Origin of the sequence: Nonomuraea sp. NPDC049714 (genome assembly GCF_044465295.1) — a bacterium.
In the GTDB taxonomy this organism is placed as follows: domain Bacteria; phylum Actinomycetota; class Actinomycetes; order Streptosporangiales; family Streptosporangiaceae; genus Nonomuraea.
Genome location: NZ_JBITLM010000005.1, coordinates 151,219 through 168,573, shown reverse-complemented (window position 1 = coordinate 168,573; position 17,355 = coordinate 151,219). Strand labels below are relative to the sequence as shown.

Here is a 17,355-nt window from a genome sequence, read left to right as displayed (position 1 = left end):
TGCTCCGGTATGCGATGCGCACCGTATCACGCGCGCCTTTCCGGGGCGTCGAGCGTCAGCACGCACGGGACCAGCGCCGGATGGGCGACACGCAGATAACCGAGCCCTATGCCGGCCAGCCCCAGCAGCAAACCAGGAGTACGCAGACCGCGCGGAACGCCGCAGATCCAGCCATAATTCCGCTGTACGGACAGGACCGCGGACGTGACGTTTTCCGCAACCCGGCGGACGCGATATTCGCCGGTTCTCCGGGCGACCGACCAGAGAAAATCCACATTTCCCAGCTCGCCATGGCAAAGTGACAGATTGCGCACCGGGTAAGGGGATACCGCCGTCTCGTAGTAGTCCATGGTCATGGACGCCGCGAGGTCGAGGTCGGCGTCGGTGTCGGTGTCGGCGCCCGGCATGTCCGCCAGTGCCAGCCGGGCGAGGCCGCCTCCCGGCGCTCCGTGGCACCAGGCGACCATCGTCTCCCAGGGGATGCCGGGCCGCAGATCCGGCCAGGCCCGGCCGTGCTCGTCGCGCAGCGACCGCTCGAAACGCAGCGCGGACCGTACGGTGTCGAGGAGCGCGTCGTCACCGGTCACCTGCGCCGCCCTGGCCAGGGCCAGTGCGACGCCGGACGCGCCATGCGCGAAGCCACTCAGCGCGAGGCCGCCGAAGGGTGCCGTCGGCCAGCTGACCCGGTCGCCGTCGCGGACGCCGCGTCCGGCCAGCTGGGTGCTCATCCGGCTGATCAGCCCGGCGAGTTCTCCGGAAGGGGAGACCCGCCAGGCCGCGCAGAGAGCGAGGATGTGCCCGGCGGCGCCGCCGATGACGTCGAGCGCGTCGTCGGCCCGGTAGATCTTCTCCATGTGCGGGGCGATCTCGTCCAGCAGGTCGCCGAGGGGAGTGGTGTCCGCGGTGAGAGCCGCCCAATGCGTCAGAAAGTAGATCGAACCGGTAAGGCCGCCTGACATGCCGAGGGCGAGGAGGGCATTGCCGCGTCCGTCGCGGCGCAGGACTGAGATCGCCCGTCTCATCCGGTCCGCCACGCCATGGGAGATGTCCCGTGCCAGTTCGTGGAACCGCTCCTCGCCTGACACGCGCGCCAGGTAGGCGAAGAACAGTCCGATGCCGCTGTCACCGGAGTACAGGTCCAGCCCCGTCGGGACGATCTGCCAGCCCTCGTCGCCCGTGGCGGAGAGGCCGAGCCAGCCGATCCTCCCCCTGTGCCGCAGCGCGGACCGGATCAGCTCGTCGCCGACGTCGACGGCGTGCCCGGTGAGCGTCCCGCTGTCGAACGCCTCCCGAGGGCCCGTTCTCCGGTGGACCTGGGTGGCATGCGGATCATCGGGAACCGCCGTGGCCGCCGTGGCCGCCGCGGATTCGATGACCCAGCGCTGACGCCGGAGGTCGTCGTCGCCGAAGCCGGTGATGCGCTCGCGTACGGCGCTCATCCCGTCGTGACCGAGCGCGCCGGGCATCACCCGTCCGTCACCGCCGATCAGGCGGGTTCCGTCCGACTCCGCCACGAACACCGGGATGTCACCGGCGGCGAGCTGTGCGCGCTCGGCCGCTGCGATCTCCGCCCCCAGGGCAAGCCCTTGATGACGGGACAGGGCCCGGTCGAGGTACCCGTCCCGCTGCTCGGCGCCGCGCAGGAGATGCGGATGGTAGCTCGACCAGAGGAAGGCGTTGTACGTCTGCGTCGCGCCCAGGACGTGACGGGATCGGGCGCCTCGGAAGGACTGCAGGGGGCCGTCCTCGGCGAGCAGTTCCCCGGCGTTCTCGCGGATGAGCTCGTACATGTGCTCGAAGCCCGACAGGAAGACGTCGAGGTGGTCGTCGAACGGCCGTACCTCGCCACCGAGCCGCGGCAGGTTCGCCGACGGCGGGACGGGGGCGCGAGCGTGCGTCAGCCGCATCGTGTCGGTGCCGACGTCCACCCAGACCGGCATCTCGTCCGCGCCCGACCGCTGCCCGCCGCCGTTGAGCCCGCTGGCGTCCGCGCGCGTCTGCCTGCCGGCCGCGTCCGTCCGGGGCCGGGAGAAGGGCAGCATCCCCACCGCGAGCACGGTCGCGTTGAACAGGCCGCGCATCAGGGCCTCGTCTCCGGCCGAGTCGGCCGGTGCGGGTCTCAGCTCGCCGGTGAACAGGCACTCGAGATCGACATAGAAGGGGTGCTCACCGGCCGCGATGATGTTGTCCATGTGCAGGTCCCGTGCTTGGAGCGCGTGCAACAGGGCCAGATAGCCGCCCTGCCGGCGATAGAACCGGTCGACCGCGGCGGGCGTGTCGCACGGGCCGCTGTGCACGCGCTCCAGCCATCCATGGTCACCGCGGTCGAGGACGCCCATCGTGCGTAACCGTGGTGCGAACCCTTTCTCGTTCACCCACTCGACCAGGGGCTGGAAGCGGGCCTCCATCGACACCGCCCTCGGTTTGTACACCACGCCCCGCGCGCCGAAGCCGACGATCGCCACCGTACGGCCGCCTTCGTGGCCGTCGCCGGCCTCGAAGGACAGCTCGTCGATCTCGCGGATGCCGGCAGGGACGCCAAGGTCCCGCAGACGGCCGATGTCCGCCAGGAGGTGCTCGGCGAACGCGTACCGCGCGCTCACCCAGTGGGAGAGCAACCGGCGGCATTCACCGAGCATCACCGGATAGTCGCGCCAAATGCGCTCGGTGAGGTCCGTCTCCGCCAACAGCCGCAGGAAGGAATTGAAGCGTTCGGCGGGTGTGGCGCCGGGCAGGAGTTCTTCGACCCGGTGCACATTGAGCTCCAGCACGAGGACCCTGAGAATGGTCCTGGCGAGTGCGCGGCGGGGCGGCGCCGAGATGAGGTGTTGGAGGAGCGACTCGATGTCCCGGGAATCGGCGGCGGGGCCGAGACGGGATCTCACTCGTTCGGCGAGATCGGCGCCGGCGGCATCGAGAAGGTCTCCGGGAAATCGGAGTAATGAATCCATGGCATGCTCAGGCGCCATTCTGACCCCGCATCTGAGAAAGCTCGGAGAGCCTGGACGGACAGGTGGCGAGGCGCGGGCATCCGCGCATCGCGGACGCCCGCTCGAGTGTCTCCGCGCATCGTCAGTAGGCGCAGCACTCCGTGTCGCTGCTCCAGGTCACCCAGCACGGGACCCAGGACAGCATGATGGGCTGAACCTGGCCGTCGGCGGCGAAGTCGGCGACCTCCACCAGGTCACCGGCCGGGTTGGCGGGAAGCGCGGACACCTGCTCCGCGGTCAGCGTCGCGGTGAACGCCGGGTCCTTCCACGCCTTGGCGACATCGATCATGTTCGTTTCCTCCTTCTTGAGTGGTCATTCCGGACTATCACATCGAAACCCTTATTCCGGCAAGGCGTTCAACGGCTCGTCACGGTGAGTTCCGGAAAGCAGCCTTCCGTTCACCTCCCCGGAATTTGACGGCGGCGGAGTAGATGGAGTATCGCGTCCTGAGATATTTCCATTACCCGGCGCCCTTTCGAGGCCGGCGGCACCCGTGATATTGCTGAAGTCCGGCGCCGAAGGGAGATTTCCGTGGGTTGCGCCCCCAGGGTCATCGTGGTATCGCCGCCCAAAGCGGGCACCCATGTCATCAAGGAATTAATGCGCGCTCTCGGATACGGCCTCCAAGGAGAGGTGAAAACAGCACCCGGCGAACGGACGGCGCTTGATGAGGACACCTCGTGGAATCTCCTCTCCCAGGTTTACTCCCACGAGGAGTTGCTGCGGATGCGGGTCGCCGACGATCCCGAGCGCTTCGCGGGGCTGGTGGACGTGGCGCGGACATCGGTGATGTGGGCCTGGCTCCACCGGCTGGGCGTTCCGCTGGCCTCGCGCTACCCGCACGAGACGATGCTCAGCGAGCTCGTCGCGCAGACCCTGTGGCGCACCGCCACCCGCACCTTCTCCGACACCCCGCCGAACACCTGCTGGTTCGTGCATGAGATGGATCTCTCGCGCGTCTACGGCAAGTTCGTCAACGACTGGCGCACCACCGGGGAGCCGCGCATCCTGTTCCTGTACCGCGACCCGCGCGACAGCCTTCTCTCCATGGTGCGGTTCCTTACCGACGCGCGCCCTCAGGGCATCGGCAAACTGGTCCGGTTCGGCCTCTACAGCGACATCCTGCGCTCCCTGGAGGGTCTCGACGAGCAGCTCTCCTACGCGCTGCACGACGACCGCTTCCCCGGCCTCGGCGAGCTCCGCAGCAGCCGCTGGCTGGTCGCGCACCCCGCGGTGTGCAAGGTCTCCTTCGAAGACCTGATCGGCCCCGACGGCGGCGGGAGCGCCGAGCTGCAGGAGGCGACGGTCGCCCGGGTGGTCGCGTTCCTGGACGCCGAGGCGGATCCGGCGACGTTGGCCAAGTCATTGTTCAACCGGGACTCCTTCACCTTCCGCGACGGCCGGGCGGGCGCTTGGCGGGCCGCGTTCTCCGAGGCCAACGTGCGGGCCTTCGAGCGCCGCCAGGGGGACCTGCTCGATCAGCTCGGATACGAGCGCCGATGACGGCCTCCCCTTCGGGCACGGCCGCCACCGTCATGGCCGCCCTCAAGCTCAGCAGGCAGGCGGACCCGCGGTTGTTCTCCGTGGCGGTGATCCTGCTTCCGGCCGTCGAAGGGCTGCTCGGCGTCGGCATGTTGCTGCTGTTCCGCGCCGGCATGGGCGTCTTCCTGCAGGTCCCCGGTGGCCCCGAGCAGACGACCCGGTCACTTGTTCCGTGGCTCGCGGGCGCCGTCCTCGTCACCCTCCTCACGCTCCTGCTCGCCAACCTGCGCCACACGCTGAACGAGCTGCTCGTCGAACGGGTGCGCCAGTTCAGTGGCCGCAGGATGCACGCCGCGATCGCGCTGCTCGACCTGGCCGACTTCGACCAGCCGCAGGTGCACGACCGCATCAGCCGGGCCGAGGAGACCGCCGACGCCAAGCCGCGGCAGGTGGTCAGAGGGGTCAACGGACTGGTGGCCTCCGCCTTCCAGGCCACCGGCTTCACCCTGCTGCTCGTCGCGCTGGAGCCCTGGTTGCTGCCCGTCATGGCCGTCGCTGCGGCGCCGATCCTGATCGTCAGCTCCAAGCTCGCCGGCGACCGCTTCACGTTCTTCACCCGGATGACCCCGCTGGAGCGGATGCGCAGGTACGTCGGCATGCTGATCACCGGGCGCGAGGCCGCCGCGGAGGTGCGCTCCTTCCGGCTGACGGAGCACTTCGCGGAGAGGTACGACCAGCTGACGCGCCGCCGGTACACCGAACTCCGCGAAACGCTGCGCGGACAGTGGTGGAGACAGTTGCTGGGGCTGCTCGTGTTCGGCCTGATCCTGTGCGTGATCGTGAGCGTTCTGGCCTGGTTCTACGCCACCGGGGCGATGGACACGGCCACGATGCTCACCACCGTGCTCGGTGTGAGCAGACTGGCCGGCGCGATGGCCGGCATGGGCGGTCCCATGGCCGAGCTGTCGGAGGCCGGGCTGTTCCTCGACGACCAGCGCGCCTTCTACACCCAGCTCAGCCACAGGAGCCTGACCAGAAGCCAGGGCGAGCGGCCCGGCCCCCTGCGCGAGCTGATCGTGCGGGATGTGTCCTTCGCTTACCCCGAGTCCACCCGCCCCGCGTTGCGTGACGTCAACGTGACGATCCCGGCCGGCCAGCTCGTCGCGTTCGTCGGTCAGAACGGGTCGGGCAAGACGACGCTGGCGAAGATCCTCGCCTTCCTGTACGAGCCGTCATCCGGCAAGGTGCTGTGGAACGACGCCGACACCGCGACGCTGTCCCGTGACGGGCTGCGCGACCAGGTGACGACCGTCTTCCAAGACCACATGACCTACCACTTCTCCGCTGGCGAGAACGTACGACTGGGAGACGTGAACCGGACCGCCGGGCAGGCGGAGATCGGCGCGGCCGCCGAGCAGGCGGGCGTCCGCAGCGTCATCGACAGGCTGCCGGACGGGTACGAGACCCCGCTCGGCCCCGAGTTCGGCGGCGGCAGCGCGCTGTCGGGCGGCGAGCGGCAACGTCTGGCCATCGCCCGTGCCTTCTACCGCGACCGGCACCTGGTCATCATGGACGAGCCGACGTCGGCGCTGGACCCACAGGCGGATCACGAACTGCTGGCGAACCTGCGGAGGCTGCTGCGCGGGCGTACCGCGATCGTGGTCTCGCACCGCTTCTCCAATGTCCGGCACGCCGACCAGATCCTCGTGTTCAAGGACGGGCGCATCCTGGAGCGGGGCACGCACGAAAGCCTCATGGCGGACAAAGGCTTGTACGCCGAGATGTACACGTTGCAGGCCGCCGGGTACCTGAGCCCCACCGCGCCGGGCCACGCCTGAACGCCGCCGGGGGACCGCCCCGGCGGCGGACGACCTAACGGCCGACGCGCACCGTGGCTTCGTCGAGGGTGCGCGCGATCCACTCAGGCAGCGGAATGGCCGCGTCCCGCGCCGCGGTGTTCCAGCGCTGTTCCTGCGCGGAGGAGACCTCGACGGAGATCGTCACGCTGGCCTCGTCCGTTTCCTTGATCTGCGCGCGGCCTGCCTGGATCTCCCTGCGTAACCTGCTCTGGGGCCAGCCTTCGCGCTCCGCGCGCGAGAGCCAGATCTCCTGCTCGGCCTCAGGAAGGGCGGCCACTTCGGCGTGATGCTGCAGACTCAGCTTGTCCCGTCGACGGGACACCGGAAACTTGCGGGCCACCCACGCGTAATTACGAAGTGTCTTGTACGACAGCGAGGTCTTGGCGAGGGCAATCCGGTACCGGTCGGGAAAGGACTCCTCCCCGTAGACGAGCCAATCGCCCAACCACCAGGTGGAGGAGTCGGCGATCACACAGAGCTGGTCGCCGATTCGCTGCCACGATTCGAATGACATGTCCTCGGGAAGCCGCAGCCCGAGCCTCTTGGCCTGTACGTGTGAGCCGAGCCCCAATCTTTCCTGCGAAGGGTGCGTGCGCATGCAGCCACCATCCCGGCGGGTGGTGTCACGCGTGTCTCCCTGCGCTGGGACAGCATCGAAAATCGGCATCGCCATTGAGCATCATCCCCTGGTTTCGAAACCCCGTAGAAGAGAGCCGACGCCTGCCCGGCCTCGGCTCCGATGCTTGTGCGTTTGGGCCGGCCTCTGCCGGCCACGACCATGGAGTGCGGGAGAGCTCCGCCCCGCTCCCCGAAAACCGTCACCGTGTGTAGTCATTCATGCTTGGGTCGGATACGCCTTTGTGTGACCCGTCGCGTTTCGCGTGCTGAAGATATGTCGGCGGCAAAGAGCGAATCGATCACCTGCCGGCTCTCCTGAGTGGGCCTTCTGCGAACGGAAGTCAGCAAACACGCCTCGTATAATTTCTATCCATGTCTTACGATGTCAACCTTTGACATGGTAGACGTCGCCGCTGTCGACGGCACGGCTGAGAGGCCGGGAACCAGCGTGGGCGCAGGAGCAGCGTGGGCTCGCCCTGTCAAGCCACAGGCCTTTCATCGCGGCATGTATGTGGAAAGACCGCTACCGTGATCAGGCGTGCCATGGGAATTCCTTCCTTATTGTCAAGGGCTGACAGGTCGGGCGTGCTGTGATATTCGCGCGGGCGAGATGTCATTTGTTTCGGCGTGAATCAATGGCAGTCAACGGCCCGTCGGCCATTAGTTTTAATTCGCCTTGACTGCCAAATGTCGTGTTAGCGTGACGTCGCGACCCCACGGGTTCGAAACCGTTTCCCATTGCGGCTTCAGCAGGCGTGGCTGCGCCTGGGCTGTGGGGTCGGCCCATGAGGAGGAGGTGAAAGACATGACGAAGCAGGCTTACGTCGCTCCGGTCCTGGAGAAGGTCGGCGGTTTCCGCGAGGTGACCAACGGTTACCCCTGGTGGGACTACCGCGACATCTTCGGTGGACGCACGTTCATCGCCCCGTAAGGCGCGATCCCCAGTGTGGGTGAGGCGAGTCACCTCGCCTCACCCACACTGTTTCCCCGCCTCAATTCGCCGGCCGCGTGAGACTCGCACATCAACGATTAGGTGACGTCACGTGAAGTTCTTGACCTTGCCGGACCGAGACGTCGATCAGCGCTTCGCCGACCGGCTCGGCTGGGGCGTGGATCCGCACATCATCCGGCACCCTTCGGGTAAGCCCTGGATCCTCACGGACCACCTGTCGGGCTGGATCGTCCGGGACTTGTCGGACGGTACGCGGATCGCCGTGCCTGGCGCGAGCGAGCAGGCGCTCCCCGCGGCCGAAGGTCTCGCGTCCGGCACGCGTGACGACGACATCGCCGATTCCGGCAGCTTCGTTCTCGCCTCGGCCCAGGGGCAGCAGCGTCTGCAAGGCTCGCTGAGCACCGAGCGGCAGCTCATGTGGGCCGTGGTCGACGGCGTCGCCCTCGCCTCGAACAGCCCCCAGGTGCTGCGGGAGGTGGCGCGACCCCCGGTCGACGAGCGCTGGCTCGCCCTCTCCCTGGTGAAGTCCCTGCCCATCCACGCGTTCGCGTCGCGGACACCGTGGCAGGGCGTGTCCTCGGTGGGCATCGGTGAGTGGCTGAGGATCGATGCTCAGGGGTCCGCCCGATCGGTTCGATGGTGGTCTCCTCCGGCTTCCGGCGAAGATTTCGCGTCGTCGACCGAAGCGGTTCGCGCGTCCCTGCGGGAAGTGCTCCGCGAAGCCGTCCGCGACAGTGGCAGGCGCGTCAGCGCGGATCTGTCGGGCGGCCTGGACTCGACCAGCCTGTGCTTTCTGCTCGCGGACCTGGGCGTCGAGTTCACCACCTACAGAACCTCGTCCATGAGCTCCTGGAATGACGAGACGACTCGCGCCCGCGAGGTCGCGCGGGAGTTCGGGCTGCCCTTGCACGAATTCCCGCCGCTCGCCGACCAGAGCACCGCATTCGACCTGGACCCCGACCCGAACCCGGCGTCCGTCTCCGAAGGTCCGCTCGTCTGGGCCGCCTCCCGCGGCTACCTGGACCTCTTGATGGACGAAGTCGGCCGGACGGGTGCCCACGTTCACTTCACAGGACTCGGCGGCGACGAGCTCTTCGACCTGGTTCCCGGCCTGTTCCGGTCCCTCTGGCGAGAGAGCCCGAGGGCGGCACTGCGATGGATGCGGGGTTTCCAGCTCGGTCAGAAACGGCACCTGGCCCCACTCCTCAGGGGTGCCATGGCCCGCGAGAGCTACCGGCGCTACTTCGCCCGCGTCGCCCGATCGATCGAGCGCGACATCCCCGCCCGGCCCGAGGACGCGTACTCGTGGTTCCCGCCGGTGGTCCTCCCTCACTGGATCACGACGAAGGCGAAGAACCTGATCGTCGAGGCCTTCTCCGACGTGGCGAAGTCGACGCCGGAGCCGTTGGGGCGCGATCCGCTCGCCCACCAGACCGTGGAGTCGATCGCCTTTCAGGGGAAGATCCTCCGCCAGTTCGCCGAGGTCTATCGGCAGCACGACGTTCGCTGGTGCGCCCCCTTCACCGACATCCGGGTCGTGCGCGCGGTGCTCCGGGCCCCGGCCTCCGCGCGGCTGAGCGACTCTGTGGACAAACCACTGCTGGCCGCCGCGTTGAATCGCATCGCGCCCTCCGGCTTCTATGACAAGAGAGGACGAGGAGACTTCACCTCGGATATCTACGCCGAGCACAGAAACCGTCGGGATCGGCTCCTCACCGAATTCAGGGACAGCCGCCTGGTGGAGCGTGGACTCGTGGAGCGCGACCAGATCGAACCGGCCCTCCTTGAACCCCCGGCATCCGACATCGGGCTGCTGGAGCTGGAGAAATTGGTCACCTCGGAGCGATGGCTGCGTGCGGTGGATTGATCGCCGGTGAACCATTTCTCTCGACCCAGGAAAGGAAACGACGTGGCCATTCGCTTGAACAAGGGCGTTGTGCTTCGGGAAGTCGACGGGCAGGCGGTCCTGGTCGGGACCGGACGTGACGCGGCATACTGGCGGATCAACGGCACTGCGCTTCTCATGCTGAAACAGCTGCTTGACGGCGGCAAAGTCGGCGAGGTGATCGACGCGGTCACCCAGGCTCATGACATCGATCGCGATCGGGTGAAAGCGGACGTGGACCAGCTGGTGGGAGCCCTGGTCGAATCCAGGCTCATCGTCGCCGATTCCATGGACTGACCGTGTCGACAACGGTTCATCCCCTCGGATACCGCGTTCAGGCGCGGGTGGCCATCGCCGTCGCACGGATGCTGATCATGCTTTCGCCGGATCGTCTCGCCGCCGTGCTGTCGCGTTTCTGCCGAGGTGCCGTCCACGCCTCGGCGAGGGACGCCGGCGAGGCGCGCGACCTGGTCTGCGCGCTGAGCCGGCGCTGTGCGGGCCAAGGGTGCCTCCAGCGTTCGGTCGCGGTGGTGATCTTGTGTCGACTCCGGGGGAGCGTCCCCGACTGGTGCGCCGGATTCGCTCTGCACCCCTTCACCGCGCACGCCTGGGTGGAGGTGGACGGTCTGCCCATCGGTGAGCCCGGCAAGGTGTCGACCTACCAGGTCGTGCACGCGGCACGCGTACGGCCCCGGCCGGTGAAGCCCGGGTGAAGGCGCCGTTCCGTGAGCCTCAGTCGTGGCCGTCCATCAGCTCAGGCGGGTTCAGCGGGTCTGCTCGACGAGGTTGCTCTCGTAGGCCGCGATGACGAGGTGGGCGCGATCTCGGGCCTGCAGTTTGCTCAGCAGGTTGCCGACATGCGTCTTCACGGTCTTGATCGAGATCTTGAGTCCCGTCGCGATCTCGCTGTTGGAGAGTCCGCGGCCGACCAGGGCGAGGACCTCGGTCTCCCGCTCGGTGAGAGCCGCCAGGCTCGCCGGCCTCTCGCCCGTGGGCTTGGCGATGTAGGCCTCGATGAGGCGGGTGAGGACGCTCGGCGCGAACAGCGACTCACCTTCGTGCACTCGGCGGATCGCGTCCAGGAGCTGGTCAGGGTGGGCGTCCTTGAGGAGGAAGCCGCTGGCGCCGGCCTGGAGGGCGGCGCGTACGTACTCGTCGAGCTCGAACATGGTGAGCACGATGACCTTCACCGATCCGCCGCCCACGTCGGCGACGATGCGGCGGGTGGCCGCGATGCCGTCGGTGCCCGGCATGCGAATGTCCATGAGAACGACGTCAGGACGCAGCTCGGCGTTGAGCCTGACCGCCTCGTCGCCGGTGCCCGCCTCGCCGACCACCGTCATACCGTCATGGGCGTTGATGACCGCGGCGAGGCTGTGGCGCAGCAACGGCTGGTCGTCGGCGATGACGACGCAGATGGCGTTCATGACGGCGTGGTCTCGGGGGTGCGGGCGCCGGCGTGGATGATGTTCATGACGGCGTGGTCTCGGGGATGCGGGCGCCGGCGTGGATGGCGTTCATGACGGCCTCGTCTCGGGGATGCGGGCGGTGACGCGGAACCCGTTCTCGACGTGCTCGGCCCGGAAGGTGCCGCCGATGGCGGTGACGCGCTCCCGGAGGCCTTCGATCCCGTGCCCCGCGCCCGGGTGAGGGGTCCATCCGGGCACGGGACCTTCGTCATGGACGCTGGTGACTATCCAGTCGCCGTCGCGGCGGACGCACACGCTCGCGCCGGTGGGCCCGGCGTGCCGGGCGGTGTTGGTGAGGGCTTCGCGCACGACGGAACAGACCGCGAGCTGCGCTCCGGGGCTGACGTCGTCGACCTCGTCGAGCCTGAGAGTGACGATCGGGCCCGCCCGCTCGGCGTCCTCGACGATGGCCGGCAGGTCATGGAAGGTCTCCGCGGGCCGCAGTGGCGCTGAGGCGTCGGATGAGTCACGCAGCACGTTGAGCATGCGGCGTAGCTCCGTCGTGGTCTGCCGTCCGATGCGCTCGACATCCGACAGCGCCGCGGCGCTGTCGTCCGCCGCGCCGAGGTGGCGGGCCGCGCTCGCCCGGACGGTGATCAGGCCGAGGCCGTGGGAGACGATGTCATGCAGCTCGCGGGCGATCCGGAGCCGTTCGGCCTGCGTCGCGCACGCGCCGGCCCAGGCCGTCAGCCGCGCTTCGTACGCGATCCGCTGGCGGCGTGCGCTGAACACCGCCCACACAGTGGCCGTCAAGGCCAGAACCGCGATGATGACCGGGCCGGCGACCGCGGCGCTGCCGCCGTCGGTGACAGTGAGGAGGGCGAGCAGGAGCACGATGTGAACGGTGATGGCCAGCGGCCAGACCAGCCGCCCGCGTCTCGGAAGTGCCTCGTCGACCTCCACGCTGTGATTCTAAGGAGTCGCCCGCGAATGGCGCATCAGCCCAGGGTCTGAGAGACCGGGGTCCGAGTTGCGCGGACGAAGTCCGGACCCTGGGCCGATGCGCCCGAGGCCGTGGTTCCGATTCCCTTGTCACGTGCTCACGATCGACGATCTCGTCAAGCGGCGAGGCTCCAAAGAGATCCTGACCGGCATCACCTTCCGGGCCCGCCCCGGACGGGTGACCGGATTCCTCGGCCCCAACGGGGCGGGCAAGAGTTCCACGCTGCGCATCCTGCTGGGCCTGGACCGGGCGACCGCCGGCACCGCGCTCATCGACGGGGTCCCGTTCGCCGAGCTGCGTGACCCGCTCGCCACGGTCGGCGCCATGCTGGACGGCTCCGGCGCGCACCGGGCGCGGACGGGCAGGGCGCACCTGCGGTGGGTGGCCCGCTCCGCGGGGTTGCCACGGTCACGTGTCGACGAGGTGCTGGAGGTCGCCGGGCTGACGGACGCCGCGTCCAAGCGGGTCGGCGGCTACTCGATGGGCATGGGGTGCCGCCTCGGGCTGGCGACGGCACTGCTCGGCGACCCCCGGATCCTGATCCTGGACGAGCCGGTCAACGGGCTGGACCCGGACGGCATCCGGTGGATCCGGACCTTCCTCCGCGAGCGGGCCGCCGCCGGCCGGACCGTGCTGCTCTCCAGCCACCTGATGGGAGAGCTGGCGGAGACGGTGGACGACGTCGTGGTCATCAACGAGGGCCGGATCGTGGCCGACGGCACCCTCGGCGAGGTCACCGGCTCACACCGCACTCTCGAGGACGCGTTCTTCGCCCTCACCGCCGGTGGCGGAGCACGATGAGGGCGCTCACGGCGGAGATCTCCAAGCTCGCCTCGCTGCCGACGGTGTGGCTCGCCGCGGCGACCGGCGTGCTCGTGCCGAGCGCGGTCGCCGCGATCACCTCCTTCTCGGCCCGGGGCGGCGAGACGGCGGCCGGGATCGACACCGGCTATCGGGAGCTGGCCTTCGGCGTGGTGGGAGTGATCATCCTCGGCGTCGTCGGCATCAGCAGCGAATACTTCACCGAGAGCGCCGAGTCCGGCGGCGGCCGTCAGATCACCACCAGTCTGACCGCGGTCCCCTCCCGCCTCAGGTTCCTGTACGCCAAGATGTCCGCCATCGCCATCACCGGCGCGCTGCTCGCTATCGTCGCCGCGGTGGCCACCATGGGCGTCGTCCAGGTGGTGCTCGGCGCGCACGCCCCGGCACTGGGGGCGGACGATGTCCCGCGACTGGCCGGTGTGGTCTGCTACTGGGTGTTCACCGCGCTCCTCGCCTTCGGGATCACCGTGCTCACCCGCCATGGGGTCATTCCGCTCGCGGTGCTCATCGCGAACACCTCGGTCGTGACCGTCACCTATCTGCTCACCAGGATCACGCCACTGGCCAACTATCTGCCTGACATGGCCGGAGTGCGGATGTTCATCCGGGAGCTCGACGACACCGGCGTCGAGATCAGCCCGCTCGTCGGATGCCTGGTCATGAGCGCCTGGGTGGCCGCGCTGCTCGTGATCGCCGGCATCACGTTCACCCGGAGGGACGCATGAGCACTGCGACGCGCGCCCGTGGCCGGGAAGCGGCTCAGGCACTCGCGGCGGAGCTGTCGAAACTCAGGTCCCTGCCGGCGACCTGGCTCACGCTCGCAGGCACCCTGGCCGTCAACCTGATCCTCGCGGCCGCCTTCACGGCTGCCGGGCTCAGCGGCTCGACCGGTACGAACCGCGCCACCGACATCGGACTCGCCTCGATCAGTTACGCCCAAGCCGGCTTCGTCATCCTCGGCGTCCTGGCCACCTGCTCGGAATACTCCGGCGGGCAGATCCGCACCACACTGATCGCGATGCCGCGCCGGGGCCTCCAGCTCACCGCCAAGCACCTCGCGCTGGCGATCGTCGTGCTTCCCGCAGCCGCGGTCACGGCCGCGTCCGGAGTCGTGCTCACGACCGTTGTGCTCGGTGACACGGCCGTGCCCACGACCCCGGGCCATGTCGCGCGTGTCCTCACCGGGGCGACCGCGTATCTCGCCTTCATGACGTTGATCAGCGCGGCCGTCGGCGCCCTGGTGCGGCGGACTCTCGCGGCGGTGGTCGTCCTGTTGGGGTACTTCTTCATCGTCGGGCCGCTCCTGCGCGATCAAGCCGACGCGGCGAGGTATCTCCCGGACACAGCCGGGTTCGCCATGTGGTTCCCGGTGGCCGACAGCACGAGCGCGGTGACACCGGCGCAGGGCGCGTTACTGCTCGCGGCGTGGACCGTCCTCCTGATCGCCGGTGCCGTGCTCGGATATCGCCGACGGGACGCCTGAGGCGTCGTCCTCATTCCGCATGCAGCGACCGAACCAACAGATCGGATGGTCAGTATGGGACGTGACAGCGTGGTCCGTTCGTCGTCCCGTGAGCTGCTGGGCCTGCTGAAAGGCAACGGCCGGCTGCTCGCGGCGGCGATCGTGGTCAGCCTGCTGGGGGCATCCGCGTCGCTGCTGCTTCCCATCATCGTCAACCAGCTGGTGAATCAGGTGAGCAGCACCGGCGGCGGCGGAAACCTGTCCCCGCATGTGCTGGTGGCGTGCGCCCTGCTCCTGGCGACAGGACTCCTCAGCGCACTGCAGCAGTACCTCCTCTACCGCATGGGGGAGGGCATCGTCTTCAACGCCCGGCGAAAGCTGATCCGCTCATTGCTGCGGCTGCCGATCCGCGAGTTCGACGAGCGCCGCAGCGGAGACCTGGTGTCTCGCGTCGCCAACGACACGACCGTCATCCGGCTGGCATTGACCCAGGGGATCCTTGCGGGCGCGGGCGGGATCATGACGATGGCCGGGGCGCTGGTCGCGCTGCTGCTGCTCGACGCCTTGCTCTTCGGACTCACCCTGGGCATCGCCGCCCTCTTCGCGGTGATCACCACGGGGATGTCGCTCGCGGTCAGAAAGGCGAGCCGGGACCTGCAGGGAAGTGTCGGCCGGCTGGCATCGGCGCTGGACAGGGCGATCGTCGGCATCAGGACCATTCGCGCCGGGAACGTGACGGACACCGAGGAGAAGGCGATCGTCGGCATCGCCGACGACGCGCGCAAGGCGGGGCTGCGGGTCGCGAGGATCACCTCGTTCCTGGAGCCGATGTCACTTCTGACCATGCAGGCCGCCGTGCTGGTCGTGCTGGGGGTGGGCGGTTTCCGGGTCGCGGCGGGCCAGCTCGCCATCGGCGACATGGTGTCGTTCCTCATGTACGTGTTCCTGCTGATCGCGCCGCTCGGGCAGATCTTCTCCGCTCTGGGGACTCTCGGCTCCTCGATGGGCGCGATCGACCGCATCCGGGAGATCACCGAACTCCCGGGCGAGTCGATGGGCCGACCGGTAACGCGGCCATCCGAACGGCGCGACGGCGCGGCGAGCACGACCTTCAGGAACGTCTGCTTCGACTACGGGGACACGGCGCCCAACGGCTCCGTACGGCAGGGCACCCTTTCGGACGTGTCCTTCCATGTCGAACCAGGCCAGCGAGTCGCTCTGGTCGGTCCTTCCGGGGCCGGCAAGACCACCACGCTCAGCTTGATCGTGCGCTTCTACGAGGTGACCTCCGGCCAGATCCTCATCGACGGAATGGACACGGCACAGCTCCCACACGAAGTCGTACGTGACCGGGTGGCCTACGTCGAGCAGGACTCACCGGTCTTACCGGGGACGATCCGCGACAACCTCATGCTCATCGCGCCGCAGGCGACCGATGCCGACTGCTGGGACATGCTGGACGCCCTGGAGCTCGGGGCCAAGGTCCGGGAGTCGACAGCTGGGCTGGACACGCCAGTCGGCGAACTGGGCGCAACGCTGTCGGGCGGAGAGCGTCAGCGGCTCGCCATCGGACGCGCACTGCTCGCACGGCCCCGGCTCCTCCTCCTCGACGAGTCGACGGCGAATCTCGACGGCCGGACCGAGGCGCTCGTCCGCCAGGTGATCGCCTCGGCGGCGAACGACTGCACCCTCGTGATCGTGGCCCACCGTCTCGCCACCGTACGGGACGCCGACTTCATCATCGTCTTCGACGAGGGGCGGGTCCTGGCACAGGGCAGCCACGACGACCTGATCAAGGAAAGCCCGCTTTACCGGGAGCTCGCACACAACCAGCTACTTGTCGACTGATCCACGAGTTGGCAGGCGATCCAGGCCCCGCGACTTCGGCATGCCTACCACCCTACGAAGGAGAGCCGGGCGGGAAGGCGCGCGACGACGATCGAGACGATGGCGTAGGCTCGATCCTCAGCGGGCTCGGCTACCACCACGCTTAGCGGGTCCGCGTCAACGACAAACGGTGAGGTCGATCGACGACCCCGTCCGTGGCGGGTCCGCCGCATTCTCCATGACCGGCCTGCCGTACGCGGCGTTCGGGCCGCTGTCGGCAGCACCGGCGGACCGGGGCATCCCCCGGCTGCCCGTCTCCGTCAAGCGCGACAGGGACGGCACTTGCACTGCCAGGACCCCACTGCCCCGCCATCGACGCCACCGGAGGCGCCGTGACCCTCAATGCCGGGCAGCAAAGGGGGCGCCCCTCAAGGAGCGCCCCCTCAGTCCATCCCCGCTGTCGGCCCTTGCTAGGCCAGGGGGCGATCAGCGGTAGTTGTGGTAGCCGCCCCAGCCGTAGTGGTTGCTCCAGCCGTAGCCGCCCTTGAACCTGATGTCGTCCACGTTCCGCGGGAAGACGATGGGGCTGCCCTTGTCGAAGAAGCTCTTCGTGGAGTAGCGCTTGTAGTGGTGCCAGTCACCGTCTCGCTTGTAGAAGATGTCGAAATAGGTGAACCCGCGGTCGTGGCGGTCACGGTCCCACAGCTTGAAGTCGAGCCAGTAGTGGCCCCCCTTCCGGCCCCACTGGTACCCGATGCGGCCGTCGCCGCCGCCGGTGTGGAAGTACTTCCAGCCGCCCGAGAACGACTGGGAGGCCACCGAGGTGCTCGCCGTCGTGGCCGTCGCGGCCGAGGCGGCCGGAGCGGCGATGATCCCCGTGGCGAGGGCACCGGCGATGGCGGTGCCTACGAGCAGCTTGCGAAGGTTTTGCACAGTTTCCTCCGTTGTGTGGGCGCCCTCGGGACAAGGACGCCGGATTCCCCGTACCGGACGAGCTTCCTCGTTCCGGACAACGCTGACGCTAGAGGGATCTGGCGTGCCGTTC

Annotated in this window: 16 protein-coding genes; 10 read left to right on the top strand and 6 right to left on the bottom strand. The window is 68.5% G+C overall.

From position 1 onward, the window contains the following. Positions 1 to 26: 26 nt before the first annotated feature. Both ACIBQX_RS21550 and ACIBQX_RS21545 read right to left on the bottom strand, forming a co-directional pair. On the bottom strand, positions 27 to 2,885 hold the full coding sequence (locus ACIBQX_RS21550; protein WP_397007086.1) for a type 2 lanthipeptide synthetase LanM family protein: 2,859 nt from the start codon (positions 2,883 to 2,885) through the stop codon (positions 27 to 29). A 187-nt stretch (positions 2,886 to 3,072) separates the two neighbouring features. After that, positions 3,073 to 3,279: a mersacidin/lichenicidin family type 2 lantibiotic gene (locus tag ACIBQX_RS21545; protein WP_397007084.1), complete on the bottom strand. Its 207-nt coding sequence runs from the start codon at positions 3,277 to 3,279 to the stop codon at positions 3,073 to 3,075. A 345-nt stretch (positions 3,280 to 3,624) separates the two neighbouring features. On the opposite strand from ACIBQX_RS21545, the gene ACIBQX_RS21540 reads away from it, so the two are divergent. Both ACIBQX_RS21540 and ACIBQX_RS21535 read left to right on the top strand, forming a co-directional pair. After that, positions 3,625 to 4,494 (top strand): hypothetical protein, encoded by an 870-nt coding sequence (locus tag ACIBQX_RS21540; protein WP_397007082.1) that lies wholly within the window; start codon positions 3,625 to 3,627, stop codon positions 4,492 to 4,494. Further along, positions 4,491 to 6,311: an ABC transporter ATP-binding protein gene (locus tag ACIBQX_RS21535; RefSeq protein WP_397007080.1), complete on the top strand. Its 1,821-nt coding sequence runs from the start codon at positions 4,491 to 4,493 to the stop codon at positions 6,309 to 6,311. The genes ACIBQX_RS21540 and ACIBQX_RS21535 overlap by 4 nt, the downstream gene beginning before the upstream one ends. Before the next feature lie 34 nt (positions 6,312 to 6,345). On the opposite strand, the gene ACIBQX_RS21530 is transcribed toward ACIBQX_RS21535, so the two are convergent. Continuing rightward, a complete protein-coding gene (locus ACIBQX_RS21530) occupies positions 6,346 to 6,930 on the bottom strand; it encodes an LmbU family transcriptional regulator (RefSeq protein ID WP_397007078.1) in 585 nt (194 codons plus the stop codon). A gap of 825 nt (positions 6,931 to 7,755) precedes the next feature. Between ACIBQX_RS21530 and ACIBQX_RS21525 the strand changes: the two genes are divergently transcribed. The 4 genes from ACIBQX_RS21525 (at position 7,756) to ACIBQX_RS21510 (ending at position 10,500) form a co-directional block, all read left to right on the top strand. Continuing rightward, positions 7,756 to 7,881 carry a keywimysin-related RiPP gene (locus tag ACIBQX_RS21525; protein ID WP_397007076.1) on the top strand — a complete coding sequence of 42 codons (126 nt, stop codon included), beginning with the start codon at positions 7,756 to 7,758 and terminating at the stop codon, positions 7,879 to 7,881. Between the two features lie 112 nt (positions 7,882 to 7,993). Further along, positions 7,994 to 9,769 (top strand): asparagine synthase-related protein, encoded by a 1,776-nt coding sequence (locus ACIBQX_RS21520; RefSeq protein WP_397007074.1) that lies wholly within the window; start codon positions 7,994 to 7,996, stop codon positions 9,767 to 9,769. A 42-nt stretch (positions 9,770 to 9,811) separates the two neighbouring features. Further along, positions 9,812 to 10,084, top strand: coding sequence for a PqqD family peptide modification chaperone (locus tag ACIBQX_RS21515; protein WP_397007072.1), 273 nt, complete (start codon positions 9,812 to 9,814; stop codon positions 10,082 to 10,084). A 2-nt stretch (positions 10,085 to 10,086) separates the two neighbouring features. Then, the gene (locus tag ACIBQX_RS21510; protein WP_397007070.1) at positions 10,087 to 10,500 is read left to right on the top strand and encodes a lasso peptide biosynthesis B2 protein; all 414 of its coding nucleotides are present in this window, start codon (positions 10,087 to 10,089) and stop codon (positions 10,498 to 10,500) included. A 51-nt stretch (positions 10,501 to 10,551) separates the two neighbouring features. Here ACIBQX_RS21510 and ACIBQX_RS21505 read toward each other — a convergent pair whose 3' ends face one another. Then, entirely contained in the window at positions 10,552 to 11,214 is a 663-nt protein-coding gene (locus ACIBQX_RS21505) for a response regulator (protein WP_397007068.1), read from the bottom strand. Positions 11,215 to 11,304: 90 nt separating this feature from the next. Continuing rightward, positions 11,305 to 12,159, bottom strand: coding sequence for a sensor histidine kinase (locus ACIBQX_RS21500; RefSeq protein ID WP_397007066.1), 855 nt, complete (start codon positions 12,157 to 12,159; stop codon positions 11,305 to 11,307). Positions 12,160 to 12,292: 133 nt separating this feature from the next. Here ACIBQX_RS21500 and ACIBQX_RS21495 point away from each other — a divergent pair, with 133 nt between their 5' ends. Genes ACIBQX_RS21495 through ACIBQX_RS21480 form a run of 4 tightly spaced genes read left to right on the top strand, consistent with a single transcriptional unit; the run spans position 12,293 to position 16,331 of the window. After that, positions 12,293 to 13,000 carry an ABC transporter ATP-binding protein gene (locus ACIBQX_RS21495; protein WP_397007064.1) on the top strand — a complete coding sequence of 236 codons (708 nt, stop codon included), beginning with the start codon at positions 12,293 to 12,295 and terminating at the stop codon, positions 12,998 to 13,000. Next, on the top strand, positions 12,997 to 13,746 hold the full coding sequence (locus ACIBQX_RS21490) for an ABC transporter permease (protein WP_397007062.1): 750 nt from the start codon (positions 12,997 to 12,999) through the stop codon (positions 13,744 to 13,746). The genes ACIBQX_RS21495 and ACIBQX_RS21490 overlap by 4 nt, the downstream gene beginning before the upstream one ends. Then, positions 13,743 to 14,504, top strand: a complete 762-nt coding sequence (locus tag ACIBQX_RS21485; RefSeq protein ID WP_397007060.1) for an ABC transporter permease — start codon at positions 13,743 to 13,745, stop codon at positions 14,502 to 14,504. Before ACIBQX_RS21490 ends, ACIBQX_RS21485 begins: the two co-directional genes overlap by 4 nt. 54 nt (positions 14,505 to 14,558) lie before the next feature. After that, entirely contained in the window at positions 14,559 to 16,331 is a 1,773-nt protein-coding gene (locus ACIBQX_RS21480) for an ABC transporter ATP-binding protein (RefSeq protein WP_397007058.1), read from the top strand. A 465-nt stretch (positions 16,332 to 16,796) separates the two neighbouring features. On the opposite strand, the gene ACIBQX_RS21475 is transcribed toward ACIBQX_RS21480, so the two are convergent. Next, on the bottom strand, positions 16,797 to 17,243 hold the full coding sequence (locus ACIBQX_RS21475; RefSeq protein WP_397007056.1) for a hypothetical protein: 447 nt from the start codon (positions 17,241 to 17,243) through the stop codon (positions 16,797 to 16,799). Positions 17,244 to 17,355: the final 112 nt, after the last annotated feature.